Below are 15417 nucleotides of genomic sequence, written 5' to 3'. Positions count from 1 at the left end.
GCCCGAAGCGCCTGGCGCTTGCGGTCGAGGCTCCGGGCCTCGCCGTTTCCCAGCCGCGCGGCGAGCCTGGCCAGCGTCGCCTCGAGCTCGGCCTTCACCGGCACCGCCATCTCGGCCGCGCCCGTCGGGGTCGGCGCGCGCATGTCGGCGGCATGGTCGATCAGCGTCCAGTCGGTCTCGTGGCCGACGGCCGAGATCACCGGGATCAGCGACCCGGCCACCGCGCGCACGATCGCCTCGTCGTTGAAGCCCCACAGATCCTCGAGGCTGCCGCCGCCGCGCGCCACGATCACGACGTCGGGCCGTGGGATCGGCCCGTCCCGCGGCAGGGCATTGAAGCCGGCCACCGCATTGGCCACTTCCGCGCCAGTCGTCTCGCCCTGCACCCGCACCGGCCACACCAGCACATGCAGCGGAAAGCGGTCCGATATCCGGTGGATGATGTCGCGGATCACGGCGCCCGTGGGCGAGGTGACCACGCCGATGACCTTTGGCATGAAGGGCAGCAGCTGCTTTCGCGAAGCGTCGAACAGGCCTTCGGCGGCGAGCCGGCGGCGGCGTTCCTCCAGCAGGGCCATCAGCGCGCCGGCCCCGGCCGGCTCCAGGCTTTCGATGACGATCTGGTACTTCGACGAGCCCGGATAGGTGGTGAGGCGTCCTTGCGCGATTACCTCCATGCCCTCCTCGGGCCGGAAGCGAAGCTTCTGGAACGTTCCCTTCCAGATCACTGCCTCGAGCCGCGAACGGTCGTCCTTCATCGCAAAATAGGCGTGGCCCGACGAATGCGGTCCGCGATAACCCGAAATCTCGCCGCGCACGCGTACGTTGCCATAGGCATCCTCCACCGTCCGCTTCAGGGCATTGGAGATTTCCGAGACGGTGAACTCGGCCGCGTTGGTCGGGGAATCGGGGGAGAACAGGTCGGTCATGGGGCGATGCTAGCGCGGCGGGCGGGGGATGGCGAGTGGAAGCGGGGCGGCGGGAGAATGCCGGAGCTGACGAGGCGGGCGTCGAAGTTCACGCCGCGCGGCGCGGCGGGCGTTGCCGTGTCACCACCCGGCCATCTGGCCCGGCTTGTGCCGGCGTCCGCGGACGGCGAGGTTCATGGCGGCGAAGTCGAAGCTGGCGGTGTCCTCGGGCGCCGGCAGCGAGATGTTGTCGAGGCTTTCGGCGATGTGGCGGGCCAGCGCCTCCACGATCTCGGGCTGGCTGGAATGGCCGCGCAGGATGCCGATGCGGCCATCGGGCAGGGGCGGAAAACCTTCGCTCTCGGTCAGCACCCGCATGCCCGGCCGCAGCGCGCATTCGGGCAGCACGGCAACCGCCAGGCCCGCCAGCACGGAGGCGATGATGACGGTGGCCGACCACGAGGTAAACAGGATCCGGTGCTCGCGTTCCACCCGGTCGAGCGCGTCGAGCGTCGCCTGGCGCCACAGGCAGGTGGGACGCCCGACCGCGAGCGGCAACACCTGTTCCTCATGCACCATGTGATTGGCCGAGGTCACCCAAAGCAGCGGCTCGCGGCGCACCACCTCGGACGGCGATTTCTCGTCGTCATGGGTGACGATGGCGATGTCGAGCTGGCCCCGGCGGATCAGTTCGACGAGGTTGACCGTCGGCTCGCACAGGACGGAGAGCTCGACGCGCGGGTTGGAGCGGGAAAAGCGGGCCATGATCTCGGGCAGGAAGCGGTCGGCATAGTCGTCGGGCGTGCCGATGCGGATCGAACCCTCGAGGCGGTTGTCGTCGAGCGCCGACAGGGCCTCCCGGTTCAGCCGCATCATGCGCCGCGCATAGGCGAGCAGGCGCTCGCCATCCTCCGTCAGCCGGTTGGTGCGGCCCTCCTTCTCGAACAGCTGCTTGCCGACCCGCTCCTCGAGGCGACGCATCTGCATGGACACGGCCGACTGGGTGCGGAACACCTCGTCCGCAGCGCGGGTGAACGAACCGGTGTCGGCGATGGCGATGAAGGTCTGGAGCTGGTCGAGGTCTAAGGGCGCAGCCATTCGGGTGATCCATCAGCATGGTTGATGTCAAAGATTAAAAACATTCGTTCGACTTATCAATCCTCGCTTGCGAGAAGAGCGACGTTCCGCCGAAGGACGCGACATCGACCAGGACGCTGGGGAATCCCCGCCAGCGCAAAGGCTTCGTGCGCGCCGCGGCCAGCCAAAGGAGAACGACCATGACCGCCCTCGACACCCGCACCTCCCTCTCGCCCGCCTCCGTGCGTCCGGCGCTCGGGCTGCGCGTGGCGAACGCCGCCGTGGCCGTGGGCAACCTCGCCGCCAGGCTGTTTCGCGCCTGGCGAAACCGCCGCGAGGTCTATCGGCTGGGCGAGATGAGCGACGCGCAGCTGGCCGACATCGGCCTGACGCGAGGCGACCTGCACGTGGTCTGGCAGTCACCGATCGGCGTCGACCCGACCGAGCAGCTCGGCCGGATTTCAGATGCGCGCATCCGCGCCTACGAGACGCTGGCGCGGCGCATCGGCTGAAGCGCCGCCCCCGAATTCGCCGCGCGCGCCAGCGCCGGCATCCCCACCGCAGGCTTCTGACTCCCGCCGGTCCCCCCGGCCACGCCTGCCAACCTGCCCGGCCGCTTCCCTCCCAAGGGGTGGCCGGGCTTTTTCGCGTTCGGGATCGACGCCGGCGGGCCTCGTCAGCCGTAGGATTCGTAGGCCTGGATGATCGTGGCGAGCTGCTGCGAACTCATCACGGCGGTCTGGCTGGCGGTCAGCGCCTGAAGCTGGGCCTGGCTCAGGCCGAGGATCTGCGCCGACGACAGGCCGGGAATGGCCGACGTGCCGATGGCGGCGATGTCATCGGTGGAAAACTGGGCGAGGTCGCCGGCCTCGAGCGCTCCGATCTGCTCGGCGGTCATGGCCGCGACCTGGCTCGGCGTAAAGGCCTCGACCTGCTCGGCCGACAGGGCCACGAGCTGCGCGGTGCTGAATCCCGAGATCGCGTCGACGTCGATGGCGGCAACCTGGGTCGGCGTCAGCGCGCCGATCCGGTCTGTGCCGAGCGAAGCAACCTGCAGCGCGCTCAAGGCGCCCACCTGCGTGGTGGTGAGCGAACCCAGTTGGTCGGCGCTCAGGGCGCGCAGCTGATAATAGGTAAGTTTCTGGATCTGCGCGGGCCGAAGCGCGGCCGTCTGCTCGAGCGACAGCGCGCCGATGGTGTCGGACGCAAGGCCTTGCAGCGCGTTGGCATCGACGGCGGCGATGTCTTCGGCCGAAAACGCGGCAATCTTGTCGGCGCCAAGCGCCGCCAGTTGGGGGGCCTTCAGGGCCGCGATCTGCGTCGTCGTCAGCGCGTCGATCTGTTCGGCCGACAGCGCGCCGATCTGCATGGCGCTGAGGCTGGACACGACGCTCGTCGTCCAGGCCGACACCTGCGCCGGCAGGAAGGCCGCCATCTTGTCGGCGCCGAGCGCGAGGAACTGAGTGCCGGTCATGGCGCCAACCTGCGCGGTGGTCATGGCGCCGATCTGCTCGACCGTCATGGCCGCCACCTGCGCCGGCTTCAGGGCCGCGACCTGCGCCGTCGTCAGGGCGGAAACGGTGGTCGGCGCCAGTCCCGCGAAAGTCCCGGCGGGGAGGCCCGACAGGCCGGACGGGCTGAGCGCGGCAATGGTCTCGGGGTTGAGCCCGTCCAGCACGGCGCCGGACAGGGCCGCGACCTGGGAAGCGGTCAACGCGGCCAGCTGAGCCGTCGTCAGGGCGCCCACCTGCGTCGCCGAGAGCGCGGCGACGGCATCGGCCGACAGGCCGGAAATCCCTTTCGTCGACAACGCGGCCAGGCGGTCCGGCGCCAGCGCGGCGATGGTTTCGGTGGACAGGGCGGCGACCTGTATGGCCCCGAGGGAACCGATCTGAGCCGTCGACAAGGCGTCGAACTGGGCGGTCGTGAAGGCCGCCACCTGGGCCGGCTTCAACGCCGCCATCTGGGCGGTGGTCAGCGCCGCGACCTGTTCGGTCGCGAGCGCCGCGACGGATTCGGCCGACAGGCCGGTGATCGCAGCCGTGGAGATCGCGGCGATGTCGGAGGCCGAAAACGTCTGCAGCGCCGCCGTGCCAAGAGCGCCGACCTGCGTTGCCGTCAGGGCGGCGATCTGGGTGGTTGAGAAGGTGTCGACCTGGCCGGCCGTCAGCGCCGCAATCTGGTCCGTTGTCAGGCCGGCGACCGTTCTTGGCGCAAGCGCGCCGATCTGCTCGTTGGAGAGACCGGCCAGCGTTTCCGTCCCCAGCGCGGCCACCTGGGCGGCCGTCAACGAGGCAATCTGGCTCGTGGAGAGCAGGGCGAACTGCGCCGGACTGAGCGCCGCGATCTGATTGGGCTTCAGCGCGGCAATCTGGGTCTTGGTCAAGGCGGCGACCTGATCGGCGGCCAGCCCGGCGATCGCATCCGCCGTCAGGCCGGTGATCGCGGTGGTGCGGATCGCGGCGATCTCGGCAGCCGAAAAGGTCGCGAGTTCGGCTGCCCCGAAGGCGGCGACCTGATTGCCGGCGAGCCCCGCGATCTGCGCCGAGGTCAGGGCCTCGGCCTGGTCTGTCGACAGACCGGCGATCTGAACGGCCGTCAGGCCAGCCACGGCCTTGGCCGACAGGGCGGCGATCTGGGTGGTCGAGAGCGCCGCCAGGGCGTCCGTTCCCATCGCCGCCACCTGCGGAGCGGTCAGCGCGCGAACCTGCGTCACGGTCAGGGATTCGAGCTGAGAAGGCGCCAGCGCCGCCACCTGCGCCGGCTTCAGCGCGGTCATTTGCGCGGCCGTCAGCGCGGCCACCTGCGCGCCGGAAAGGGCTGCCATGGTATCGGCCGACAGGCCGGAAAGGGCGGTCGGCTTGATCGCGGCGATTTTCAGGGTGCTGAAGTTTTCGGCGACGGACTCGCCAAGGGCTCCCACCTGCGAGGCGGTCAGCGCCCCGACCTGCGCCGTCGACAGCGCTTCGATCTGGGCGGTGCCGAGCGCAGCGAGCTGGGCGCCGGTCAATCCCGGAACAGCTTTCGCACCGAGCGATGAAAACTGTTCGATGGACAGGCCGGCGATGGCGTCCGGCGTCAACGCAGCGACCTGCGCCGCCGTCATCACCTTGATCTGCGCGGTTGACAGCGCCGCGATCTGCATGGCGTCGAGCGCGCCGACCTGGCCCGAGCGCAAGGCGGCGAACTGGCGCGTCGTGAACGCGGCGACCTGGCCGACATCGAGCGCGCCCATGGCGGCACTCGTCAGCCCCGCGAGCGCGGTGACGTTGATCGCCGCGATTTCCGTGGTCGAGAAGGTCTGGATCGCCGCCACGTCGAGAGCGCCGATCTGCCGCGAGTTCAGCGCCGCGATCTGCGTGGCCGTCAGCGCGTCAGCCTGCTCGATGCCGAGCGCACCGATTTGCGCGGTGGTGAGGCCGGGGATGGCGCGTGCCGAAAGCGCGGCAACCTGGCTGGTCGAGAGCGAGGAGATGATGTCGGTGGAAAGGATGGCAACCTGACGGGAGGTCAGCGCGGCGACCTGGGCAGTCGACAGCGCGCCGACCTGGGTGGTGCTCATGGCCGCGACCTGGGCCGGTTTCAGCGCCGCCACCTGGGCCGGAAGCAGCCCGGCGACCTGTTCGGTGGTCAAGGCGGCGATGGCGTCGGACGACAGGCCGCCGATGGCCGTGGTGCGGATCGCTGCGATGTGGGCGGCGGAGAAGGTCGCCATCGCCTCGGCCGGGAAGGCGGCGATCTGCGTCGAGTTCAGCGCTCCGATCTGCGCGGGTGTCAGCGCTTGCGCCTGCCCGGTGGAAAGGGCGCCGATCTGGGCGGCGGTCAGCCCGGCGACGGCCCGTGTGGACAGGGCCGCCACCTGGTCGGTGGACAGGGCCGCGACGGCGTCGGTGCTCAGCGCCTTCACATGCGAGGAGTTCAGGGCGCCGATCTGTGCCGTCGACAGCAGCGCGACCTGGTCGGTGGTGAAGGCCGCCACCTGCACCGGCCGCATCGCTGCGACCTGGGAAGGGGTCAGCGCGGCAAGCTGGTCGGCGGACAGGGCGGCGATGCCCTCGGCGGTCAGGCCTGAAATCGCCGATGTGCGGATGGCGGCGATATCGGAGGTCGAGAAGGCCTGCAGCCCGGCCGGGTCGAGCGCGGCCAGCTGGCGCGCGCTCATGCTGGCGACCTGGCTCGAGGTCAGCGCCTCGGCCTGGACGGTGTTGAGGCCGGCGATCTGGGTGGCGGTGAGCGCGGCGACCTGCGACCCGCCAAGGCCGGCGATCTTGTCGGCGCCCAGCACCGCCAGCTGGTCCAGGTTGAACCCGACGATGGCGCGCGGCGCGATGGCGCCGACCTGTGTGGTCGAGAGCGCCGCGACGCTGTCGGGCTGGAGCGCGCCCACCTGGCCCGACGACAGGGCCTGGATCTGGGCCGTCGAGAGCTGCGCGACGTCGTCTTCCGTCCACGATGCGATGGTGGCGGTGGGCAGCGCCCGGATCTGGATGACCGTCAGCGAAGAAATGGTCGACATGAAGTAGCGCCCCGCAGCCTTGCGTCCCGGGCCTGCCCGGCTGCGGGACGGCGACGTCAGGCCTGCGAGGGGGCGAGAGAGGCCCGACGCACGAACCGACGACGCGGGAAGTCTATTGGGCGTGGCTTGCCCGAGCCTGTGCTCGACGGCTCCCCCCCGAAGGCGCTCGCGGACGCGTCAGCGCTGCCGGTTCATGCCCTTCAGAAATTCGCCGACGATCGTCTCCATGTTTTTCTGGACCTCGTCGCGCTGCTTGGCGCCGGTCTCGAACATGTCGTCGAAGATGTCGTCCCAGGGCGTGCGCGGCCGGCCGGAGGGATTGCTCGGCTCCGGCTCCGGCTCGGGTTGCTGCCTTGGCTGCCAGGCGTCCATCATGTCCTGCATCGCCTTGCCGAACGGGTTCTGGCCGAAGGCATCGAACGGGCTTTTCGGCGATGCGTCCGACGCCTTGTTTTGGGCCGCCGCCTGGGCGCCGCCGAACATGTCCTGCATCATCCTGCCGAAGGGATTGGCCATCGGGTCGGGCTGGCGCGGCTGCGGCTGGCCGCCGGTCAGCGCGCCGGCCTGGCGCATCATCTCGGCGAGGATCGCGCCCATCGGGTTCGTCGCGCCGCCGAGCCCTGCATTGCCGAAATTCGGCTGGACGCCGGGCCCCAGCTGCCCCGACGCCTGCTTGAACAGCCCGCCCATGATCATGGCGGCCATCGCCGGCAGCATCTGCTTGATCACCTCCTGACCGATGCCGGTGGCGGTGGCGGCATGCGCGGCCACGGCGCGCGACAGTTCCTTGGAGCCGAATATCTGGCCCAGCACGTCGTTGCCGGCCGCCTGTCCGCCCGGCGTGAACGCGCTCATCGGATTGTCGAAGTAGTTCGCGTGGTTGCCGGACGCCAGCGTCTGGAGGAAGGCGCCGACACCGTAGGGATCGGCGACGTTGTTCTTGAGCCCGGTGGAGAACGCCGGAAGCAGGGTTTCGACGACCTGCTGCGTCTGATGCTGCGTCAGGCTGAACTGGCGTTGCAGCGCCTCCATGACGAGACCGTTCTGCGCGGCCAGCATGTCGGAAAGGGGCAGCATGGGCGGGTCTCCTCGAGCGTGTTCGAGGTGAGCGTAGCATCGACCGGCGGGGGTGGCGAGATGGGGCGTGCTCTCCGGCGATACGGGCGGTAAACGCCGCTCCTAATACGCATACTCCATGAATGCCGGCTCGATGGAGCCGCCCCAGCGGGTGTGGTAGGCGCTCAGCATTTCGTCGGCCGAGGTGGTGCCGCGCGCCACCACTTCGTCGAGCGTCGAGAGGAAGGTGGTCTCGTCGTAGCCGTCGGCGTTGAGGCGCCTGCGGTTCTTCAGCCCGAGGCGCGAGATGGCGAGGACATCGCGCGAGACGTCGCGCAGCGTGCCTGCGCCGAAGGGCATGTCGATGCCCTGCGCCGGCACGGCATTGCGCATCGCCAGCACGTCCTCGTATGTCCAGGACTTCGTCAGCGCCTCGGCGGCGTCGAGTGCCTCCTCGTCATAGAGCAGTCCGACCCAGAAGGCCGGCAACGCGCAGATGCGCCGCCACGGGCCGCCGTCGGCGCCGCGCATTTCGAGGAAGCGCTTCAGCCGGACGTCGGGAAACAAGGTCGACAGGTGGTTGGCCCAGTCGCCGATCGTCGGAAGGCCGTCGGGCACGGAGTTGCGCAGCGCGCCATCCATGAACTGGCGGAAGGTGACGTGGGTGCAGTCGTGGTAGCGGCCGTCGCGGATGAGGAAGTACATCGGCACGTCGAGCGCCCACTCGATGTAGTCGATGAAGCCGAAATTCTCCGAAAAGCAGAACGGCAGCAGGCCGGAGCGCTGGTTGTCGGTGTCGCGCCAGATCTCGCCGCGCCAGGACTTCAGGCCGTTCGGGCGGCCCTCGGTGAAGGGCGAGTTGGCAAAGAGCGCCGTCGACAGCGGCTGCAGGCGCAGCGACACCTGCATCTTGCGACGCATGTCGGCTTCGGACGAAAAGTCGAGGTTCACCTGGATCGTGCAGGTCCGGTACATCATGTCCAGGCCGTGGCGGCCGACCTTGGGCATGTAGTTGGTCATGATGTCGTAGCGCGACTTCGGCATGCGCGGGGTCTGCGCCAGTGTCCATTTCGGGCTGCCGCCGAGGCCGAGGAAGCGGATGCCGAGCGGCTCGGCGATCTCGCGCAACTGGGCCAGATGCGCGTTGCCCTCGCGGCAGGTCTGGTGGATCGTCTCGACCGGGGCGCCGGACAGCTCGAACTGGCCACCCGGTTCGAGCGAGATCGCGCCCTGGCCGGTCGGCTCGACGAGGCCGATGATCTTGCCGGCATCGATGATCGGCTCCCAGCCGAGCGTCTTCTGCATGCCGTCGAGCAGGGCCTTGATGCCGCGCTCGCCCTCGTAGGGCACGGGCGCGTTGCCGTCGACGTAGAACGGAAACTTCTCGTGCTCGGTGCCGATTCGCCATTGCTCCTTCGGCTTGTTGCCGGCGGCCATGTGGGCGACCAGTTCGTCGAGACCCTCGATCGGGCGGGAATCGGTCGTGTCGCGCGCCATCGGCGTGTCCTCTCGGGGCTTCTTGCGGCCGATCCGGCGTCGGCGCGCGAGTGATGGCCGAAACAAGGCTGGCCGATCAAGCCAAAAATGCTGACCAGTGGATCAAGGCCGGTTGATCGGCCGCGTGATCCCGCTTCAGGTCGCGCGCGGCGGATTGCGGGTGATGCGGGCGCCGAGCGCGTTCAGCCGTTCGTCGATGCGCTCGTAGCCGCGCTCGATCTGCTGGGCGTTCTCGATGACGCTGGTTCCCTCCGCGCACATGGCGGCGATCAGCATGGCCATTCCAGCCCGGATGTCGGGGCTTTCCAGCCGCGAGCCGCGCAGCGTCGCCGGACCCGCCACGACCACCCGGTGCGGATCGCACAGCACGATGCGCGCGCCCATGCCGATCAGCTTGTCGACGAAGAACATGCGGCTCTCGAACATCTTCTCGAAGAGGAGAACCATGCCGTCGCACTGGGTGGCGGTGACGATGGCGATGGACATCGTGTCGGCCGGGAAGGCAGGCCAGGGCTGGTCCTCGATCTTTGGGACATGGCCGCCGAAATCGGGCTCGACCTTCATCGTCTGTCCGGCCGGCACCACGAGGTCGTCGCCCTCGACGCGGCAGCGGATGCCGAGGCGTTCGAAGTTCATCAGCGTCGACCGCAGATGCTCCACGCCGGCATTGCGGATGGTGATCTCCGATTTGGTGACTGCCGCGAGGCCGATGAGAGACCCGACCTCGATGTGATCGGGACCGATCCGGTGGCGCGCGCCCGACAGCGGCCGGCCGCCATGGATGACCATGGTGTTGGTGCCGATGCCCTCGATCTCGGCGCCCATGGCGATCAGAAACCTCGCCAGGTCCTGCACATGCGGCTCGGAGGCGCAGTTGCGCAGCACGGTCGTGGCCGTGGCGGCCACCGCCGCGCAGAGCGCGTTCTCGGTGGCGGTCACGGACGGTTCGTCGAAGAAGACATCGGCGCCAGACAGTCCCGACGTGCGGAAACGGTAGACGTCGCTGGCGTCGATCTCGGCGCCGAGCTGCTTGAGGACGAGAAAATGCGTGTCCACCCGCCGCCGGCCAATGACATCGCCGCCGGGCGGCGGCAGGACCAGTTCGCCGCAGCGGGCAAGCATCGGCCCGGCCAGCAGGATGGAGGCTCGGATGCGGGCGCACAGCGCCGGATCGAGATCGGCCGGGCGCAGGTCGCGCGCTTCGATCGTCAGCGTGTTGCGCCCGGTCCATTCCGCCTGCGCCCCCACCGTGCGGATGAGCTGGACGAGCGCCTCGACGTCGCGAATCCGCGGGACGTTGGAGAGTTCGACCCGCTCGGGCGTGAGCAGGGCTGCCGCGACGATCGGCAGCGCGGCGTTCTTGTTGCCCGACGGCTCGATGACGCCCGACAGCCTCGCGCCGCCCTCGATGACATACTGGATGCGTTCGGCCGCCACCGGCTGCGCCATGTCCCGGTCCCCCGTCGATCGCGGTCGGTCTTGCCGGTCACGGCTCGAGCGGACGCGCTGTTCCTCGTTTTCGGCTCATCCCTTGCACAGCTTGGCGCGCGGAGCCAGTCCATGGCTCACGCAGCCCAGCGTTCCACGTCGCCGCTTTCGCCGATCAGGGCGAGCCCATGCGCGATCGAGAGCAGTTCGCCGCCGCTCTCGATCCGGCCGGCGTCGAAGCGGCGGGCGAAGATGTCGCGCACGGCCGGCACGAAGGACGTGCCGCCGGTGAGAAACACCTTGTCGACGCCCTCGGGTGCCGTTTTCGTGGTGTCGAGCACCTCGTCCAGCGCGCCTTCGATGCGGGCGAGGTCGTCGGCGATCCAGGTCTCGAAATCGGGCCGGCGGACGGTCTTGCGGCCCGCGTCGCCGAGCGGCGCGAAGCTGAACTCCGCCTCGTCGGCCTGGGAAAGCGCCATCTTGGTGGCGGAAATCGCCTGGTAGAGCGGGTAGCCCTCGTCATAGTCGATCAGGTCGACGAACAATTGCAGCTTGTCCGGCTCCGTCGCGTGGCGGATCAGCGACTTCAGGTCCTGGAACTCGCGCGTGGTCTTGAAGATCGACAGCTGGTTCCAGCGGCCGAAACTGGCGAAATAGCTTGCGGGCAGGTCCAGCAGCTTGCCGAAGCTCCTGAACTGGCTGCCCTTGCCGATCTCGGGCGAGACGAGGTTGTCGATCAGCCGGTAGTCGAAATGATCGCCGGCGATGCCGACGCCCGAATGGCCGATCGGAATCGCACGCAGCGCGCCGGCATGGCGCTCGAAGCGGATCAGCGAATAGTCGGTGGTGCCGCCGCCGAAATCGGCCACCAGGACCGTTGCGTCGCGGGTCAGCGACTGGGCGAACCAGTAGGCCGCCGCAACGGGCTCGTAGACATAGTGGATTGCGGGAAAGCCGAAACGCGACAGCGCGGCCTGGTAGCGCTCGATGGCCAGCGCCTCGTCCGGATTGGATCCGGCGAAGCGCACCGGCCGGCCGACGACCAGCCGCGAGATTTCGTTCGGCCAGGCGTCGCCCGCATAGGCCTCGAGGCGGCGCAGGAAGGTTTCCATCAGGTCCTCGAACTGCTGGCGCCGGGCGAAGACAGTCGTCGCCTGGAAGGCGGCGCTGGCGGCAAACGTCTTGATCGACTGCAGGAAGCGGCAATCGCCCGGATGGTCGATGAACAGGCGGATCGCGGCCTGGCCCGCCTCCACCACCAGATCCTGCGTCGATCGCCCCTGCTTCATGTAGGCGAGCGCCGTGCGCATGGTGTCGGTGGTGCCGGCGGGCGAGGTGAAGGGCAGCGAATGCGTGGTGCCCGCGCTGTCGGCGAGGGCGAGGACCGAGTTGGTCGTGCCGAAATCGAGCCCGAGCGCGCGTGCCATGGCAGCGTCCTTCTTCATCGTGTCGCCGGTTTTGCTGGCCGGGACGCGCGGCGTCCCGAAGCGAGGGGAGGCGCGGCCGCCCCGTGCATGAGGGCGCGCTGGTCGCACGGGGAGGGGGTGGATGGCAAGGGGCAAACAGATGGCGGCTCACCAGTCGCCGCAGGTGGGTCGCCCGCCTACCGCCAGTCGCCGATCGCGGCCTGCACCACCGCCAGAGCCGCCACCGCCGCCGTGTCGGCGCGCAGGATGCGCGGGCCGAGCGGGATGGGGGTGACGAAGGGCAGCCCGCGCAACTGGCGGCGCTCTTCTTCGGAAAAGCCGCCCTCGGGGCCGACGAGCACGCCGAGCCGGCGTTCGCGCACGGTGGCGAGAATTTCGAGCGGATTGTTGGTGGCCACGCCCTCGTCGCAGAAGATCAGGCGACGGCCTTCCTCCCATTCCCACAGGAGCCGCTCGAGCTTGATCACCTCGTTGACCACCGGCACGGCGAGGATGCCGCACTGCTCGGCCGCTTCCAGCGCATTGGCCTGCAGGCGCTCGACGCCGACATTCGACATCTGCGTGTGCTGGGTGATGACGGGCTGCAACGTGCCGGCGCCCATTTCCACCGCCTTCTGCACCATGTAGTCGAGCCGGCCCTGCTTGAGGGGCGCGAAGGCGTAGAGGAGGTCTGGCAGGCGCGGCTGGGCGCGCGTCTGGCCAAGCGGCACCAGCGTTGCCTTCTTCTTGGCCGTCGTGGATATGCTCGCGAGCCATTCGCCGTCGCGGCCGTTGAAGACGAGGAGTTCGGAGCCTTCGCTCATCCGCAGCACGTTGAGCAGGTAATGCGCCTGGGCGGGGTCGACCTCGAAGGGCGCTCCCTGGGCCAGGTCGGCGGGGACGAAAAGCCTTTGCATACGATAGTTTGCGCGCATGGCCTGTTCCTGCGTCAGTCCCGTGGCGCGGTCAAGGGCGGGGAGCGATGTGCATTACGCCCGCTTCATATCCGGTAGTCTGGCCGCTGATCTTTCCAGTGGTTGAAGTTCTCGCTTGGAAGTCCAGCATTTTGCGCAGCGACATACAGGCCGACATCCGACGTCAGGATCAACGTTTCGTTGGAAGCAAGCAGCAGGATGACGGCGTCGCTCAAGCCCAGCCACCGGAATTCCGGCCGGGACACAGCCAAGGTGCTTTCGACATACCTTTCGGCCGTCACGTGGATGAGATTTCCGAACATCATCTGAATCGAGTCGCGAGCACGAACCGGCGCCTGGCGGACGATGTTGTTGGTCTCGGTCAGGACGTTGGGCGAGAAGACGAGAGCGGTGTGGCTATCGACGACTTCTTTCAGGTGGTCGAAGTCGATTTCATCGAAGGCTGCAAGCCGTTTGTGCTGGCCGATGAATGCGCGATCCGCCAATCCCACGACAAGGAGCACGGCGAGGTTCGTGTCGAGGATAACTGCGCCGGGACGGATCAATCGAGCGGCTCTCTTCGCGTCATTGAAACGACATGACCATCGGTCTCCCGTATACGAATCGTCCTGTAGGTTCGCTGAGCGGCAGCGCCACCGGCAATGGCGGACAGAGGACCTGTCGTGTTCCAGGGGCGCGAGAAACCAAGAGTGATGTTCCACATCTTCTTCGCGTCATCCCTCTCGATCTCCTCGAGGCCGAGATTGACGATGCCCTCTTCGGCGAGCATCTCGGATACGTATTTTTTCGCGGACTTGACCGCTTCCTTCGCGTTCATCGACCTGCTCCAACATCCGTCCGCCAGCATTCTCACTATCATATAGCCCTGCGTGCGATGGGCCAACAGGCCCCCGTCAGGTCGAGTTCTGTGCTGTCTCATGCCAGACGGCCGCATAGCCGGCGGCGAGTGCGGCGAGGGCGGCCGGCGGCGTGAGAAGGCGGAGCGGTTCGGCGTTCAGCGCGGCTCCGGTCGGTACCGGCGGGCCATAGCCGTCAAAGCTCCAGGGCAACAGCCGGCCGTGGCGGATGGCGAAGGCCCGGTCGCCAGCGAAGAGCATCGCGCCGTCCGCAAGCGCGGAGGGATCGGCGCAGATCGGGCGCGGGGCGCTGGGCGTGCAGGCGAAGCGTTCGCCATGCAGCACGACGTCCATGTCGGGAGCCGACACGCGGTCACGGCACTGTCCGGACGCGAAAGCGCTGGCGAAGGCCCTCGCAGCCGGCCGGCGGCAGGTGAAGCATGGGCGGTGGCCGGCGGCGAGCGCGGTTACCTCGTCGAGAAAGAAGAGCTCGGTCCAGCCAGCCCCGCCGCCCGGTGCGTTTCGGCCCATCGGCTCGCGCTTCCATCCCTTGTAGTCGCATGCGCAGATGATCCAGGCCTTCGTCGTCCAGCGGCGCCTGAGAAGCGTCCTCGTCGCCGGGTCGTGGATCACGCCGCGGTTGCCGGTGAAGCGGCCACGGGCTGGCGCGGCGTGGATGGCGCCGAAGGGATCGACGCGGTTCTGAAGCGGCATGTCGGTCTCCTGCCCGCCCTTGCGCGGCGCGCATGCCATGCTATCGCTTCGGCCGACCCGCCCGCCAGACGGAAACAGTGTCATGCGCATCCTCGTCGTCCAGAATTATGCCGACACCGGCCTCGGCCAGATCGCACAGGCGCTCGACGAGGCGGAAGCGGACGTCGAGGTCGTCATGGCGCATGACGGCGAGCGGCTGCCGTCGCTCGGCGATGGCCATGACGGGCTGATCGTGCTCGGCGGGGCGCAGAACGCGCTCGCCGACGACGACCATCCCTATCTGCCCGCCCTCGTGGCGCTGATGCGCGATTTCGCGCTCGCCGATCGCGCCGTGCTCGGGGTCTGCCTCGGCTCGCAGCTTCTGGCGCGCGCATTCGGGGCGCGAAACCTGATCGGGGCCGCACCCGAATTCGGCTGGCGCGAGGTCGCGCTGACGCGGGAGGGAACGGCGGATCCGGTGCTGCGGGTGGCGGCGCAGCGGTTCCCGATCTTCCAGTGGCACGACGACACCTTCACCTTGCCGCCGGGCGCCATTCGGCTCGCCGGAAACGAGGTCGCGGAAAACCAGGCGTTCCGGATCGGCCGCGCCGCCTATGGCATCCAGTTCCACTTCGAGGCCGATACCGCGCTGGTCCGGCACTGGAGCCGGCAGTTCGCGGCCTACCTGTCTGAACGGCAGCCGGGCTGGCAGGAGCGTCTCGGCGGGGAAACGGCACGATACGGCCCGGCTGCCGACGCGACGGGACTGGCGCTGGCACGCGCCTGGGTCGCGCTGGTCTGAAACCACCCGGTAAAGTTTGCAATCCGGCGAAATCGAGGTCCGTTCTCGAGGGAACCGAAAGCCATGCGTGACATTTTGGGCACGCGCCATCGAAACCGTGTGGAAGACTTCACGGACCGCTGGCGCCAGGAAGGCTACGGCCCTATGACGACGCCGCCCGGTAGGGGGGATCGCCCGGGCAAGCCCGAATGACGAACCATCGCCTGCGCTGTCCGTTTCTCGCTCGAAAGGCGTGAAAACGAAACCGAAAAGTAACCGCGCTC

Annotated in this window: 13 protein-coding genes; 2 read left to right on the top strand and 11 right to left on the bottom strand. The window is 68.5% G+C overall.

Annotation, left to right across the window (positions count from 1 at the left end):
* Both xseA and EJC49_RS16685 read right to left on the bottom strand, forming a co-directional pair.
* The coding region (gene xseA, locus EJC49_RS16690; protein ID WP_126701076.1) for an exodeoxyribonuclease VII large subunit at positions 1-929 on the bottom strand (929 nt) is incomplete at its 3' end.
* 120 nt (positions 930-1049) lie between these two features.
* A complete protein-coding gene (locus tag EJC49_RS16685) occupies positions 1050-2006 on the bottom strand; it encodes a LysR substrate-binding domain-containing protein (RefSeq protein ID WP_126701075.1) in 957 nt (318 codons plus the stop codon).
* A 179-nt stretch (positions 2007-2185) separates the two neighbouring features.
* Between EJC49_RS16685 and EJC49_RS16680 the strand changes: the two genes are divergently transcribed.
* A complete protein-coding gene (locus EJC49_RS16680; RefSeq protein ID WP_126701074.1) occupies positions 2186-2497 on the top strand; it encodes a DUF1127 domain-containing protein in 312 nt (103 codons plus the stop codon).
* A gap of 164 nt (positions 2498-2661) precedes the next feature.
* On the opposite strand, the gene EJC49_RS16675 is transcribed toward EJC49_RS16680, so the two are convergent.
* The 9 genes from EJC49_RS16675 to EJC49_RS16635 all read right to left on the bottom strand — a co-directional run bounded on the left by EJC49_RS16675 (position 2662) and on the right by EJC49_RS16635 (position 14373).
* Positions 2662-6501: a beta strand repeat-containing protein gene (locus EJC49_RS16675; RefSeq protein WP_126701073.1), complete on the bottom strand. Its 3840-nt coding sequence runs from the start codon at positions 6499-6501 to the stop codon at positions 2662-2664.
* A gap of 177 nt (positions 6502-6678) precedes the next feature.
* Positions 6679-7578, bottom strand: a complete 900-nt coding sequence (locus EJC49_RS16670; RefSeq protein ID WP_126701072.1) for a DUF937 domain-containing protein — start codon at positions 7576-7578, stop codon at positions 6679-6681.
* Positions 7579-7680: 102 nt separating this feature from the next.
* Entirely contained in the window at positions 7681-9054 is a 1374-nt protein-coding gene (locus tag EJC49_RS16665; RefSeq protein ID WP_126701071.1) for a glutamate--cysteine ligase, read from the bottom strand.
* 135 nt (positions 9055-9189) lie between these two features.
* Complete coding sequence (gene murA / locus EJC49_RS16660; protein WP_126701070.1) at positions 9190-10503, bottom strand: UDP-N-acetylglucosamine 1-carboxyvinyltransferase; 1314 nt, start codon at positions 10501-10503, stop codon at positions 9190-9192.
* Between the two features lie 116 nt (positions 10504-10619).
* Positions 10620-11909 (bottom strand): Hsp70 family protein, encoded by a 1290-nt coding sequence (locus EJC49_RS16655; RefSeq protein ID WP_126701069.1) that lies wholly within the window; start codon positions 11907-11909, stop codon positions 10620-10622.
* Between the two features lie 176 nt (positions 11910-12085).
* Positions 12086-12823, bottom strand: a complete 738-nt coding sequence (locus tag EJC49_RS16650) for a 16S rRNA (uracil(1498)-N(3))-methyltransferase (protein ID WP_126701068.1) — start codon at positions 12821-12823, stop codon at positions 12086-12088.
* Positions 12824-12888: 65 nt separating this feature from the next.
* Complete coding sequence (locus EJC49_RS16645; protein WP_126701067.1) at positions 12889-13368, bottom strand: PIN domain-containing protein; 480 nt, start codon at positions 13366-13368, stop codon at positions 12889-12891.
* A complete protein-coding gene (locus EJC49_RS16640; RefSeq protein ID WP_126701066.1) occupies positions 13365-13640 on the bottom strand; it encodes a hypothetical protein in 276 nt (91 codons plus the stop codon). The genes EJC49_RS16645 and EJC49_RS16640 overlap by 4 nt, the downstream gene beginning before the upstream one ends.
* A gap of 76 nt (positions 13641-13716) precedes the next feature.
* On the bottom strand, positions 13717-14373 hold the full coding sequence (locus tag EJC49_RS16635; RefSeq protein WP_126701065.1) for a hypothetical protein: 657 nt from the start codon (positions 14371-14373) through the stop codon (positions 13717-13719).
* Between the two features lie 82 nt (positions 14374-14455).
* Between EJC49_RS16635 and EJC49_RS16630 the strand changes: the two genes are divergently transcribed.
* On the top strand, positions 14456-15154 hold the full coding sequence (locus tag EJC49_RS16630) for a type 1 glutamine amidotransferase (protein ID WP_126701064.1): 699 nt from the start codon (positions 14456-14458) through the stop codon (positions 15152-15154).
* Positions 15155-15417 lie beyond the last annotated feature (263 nt).

Origin of the sequence: Aquibium carbonis (assembly GCF_003970795.1) — a bacterium.
GTDB classification, from domain to species: Bacteria; Pseudomonadota; Alphaproteobacteria; order Rhizobiales; family Rhizobiaceae; genus Aquibium; species Aquibium carbonis.
Note: the sequence above shows the minus strand (reverse complement) of the source record. Positions and strands in the feature narration are given on the sequence as shown.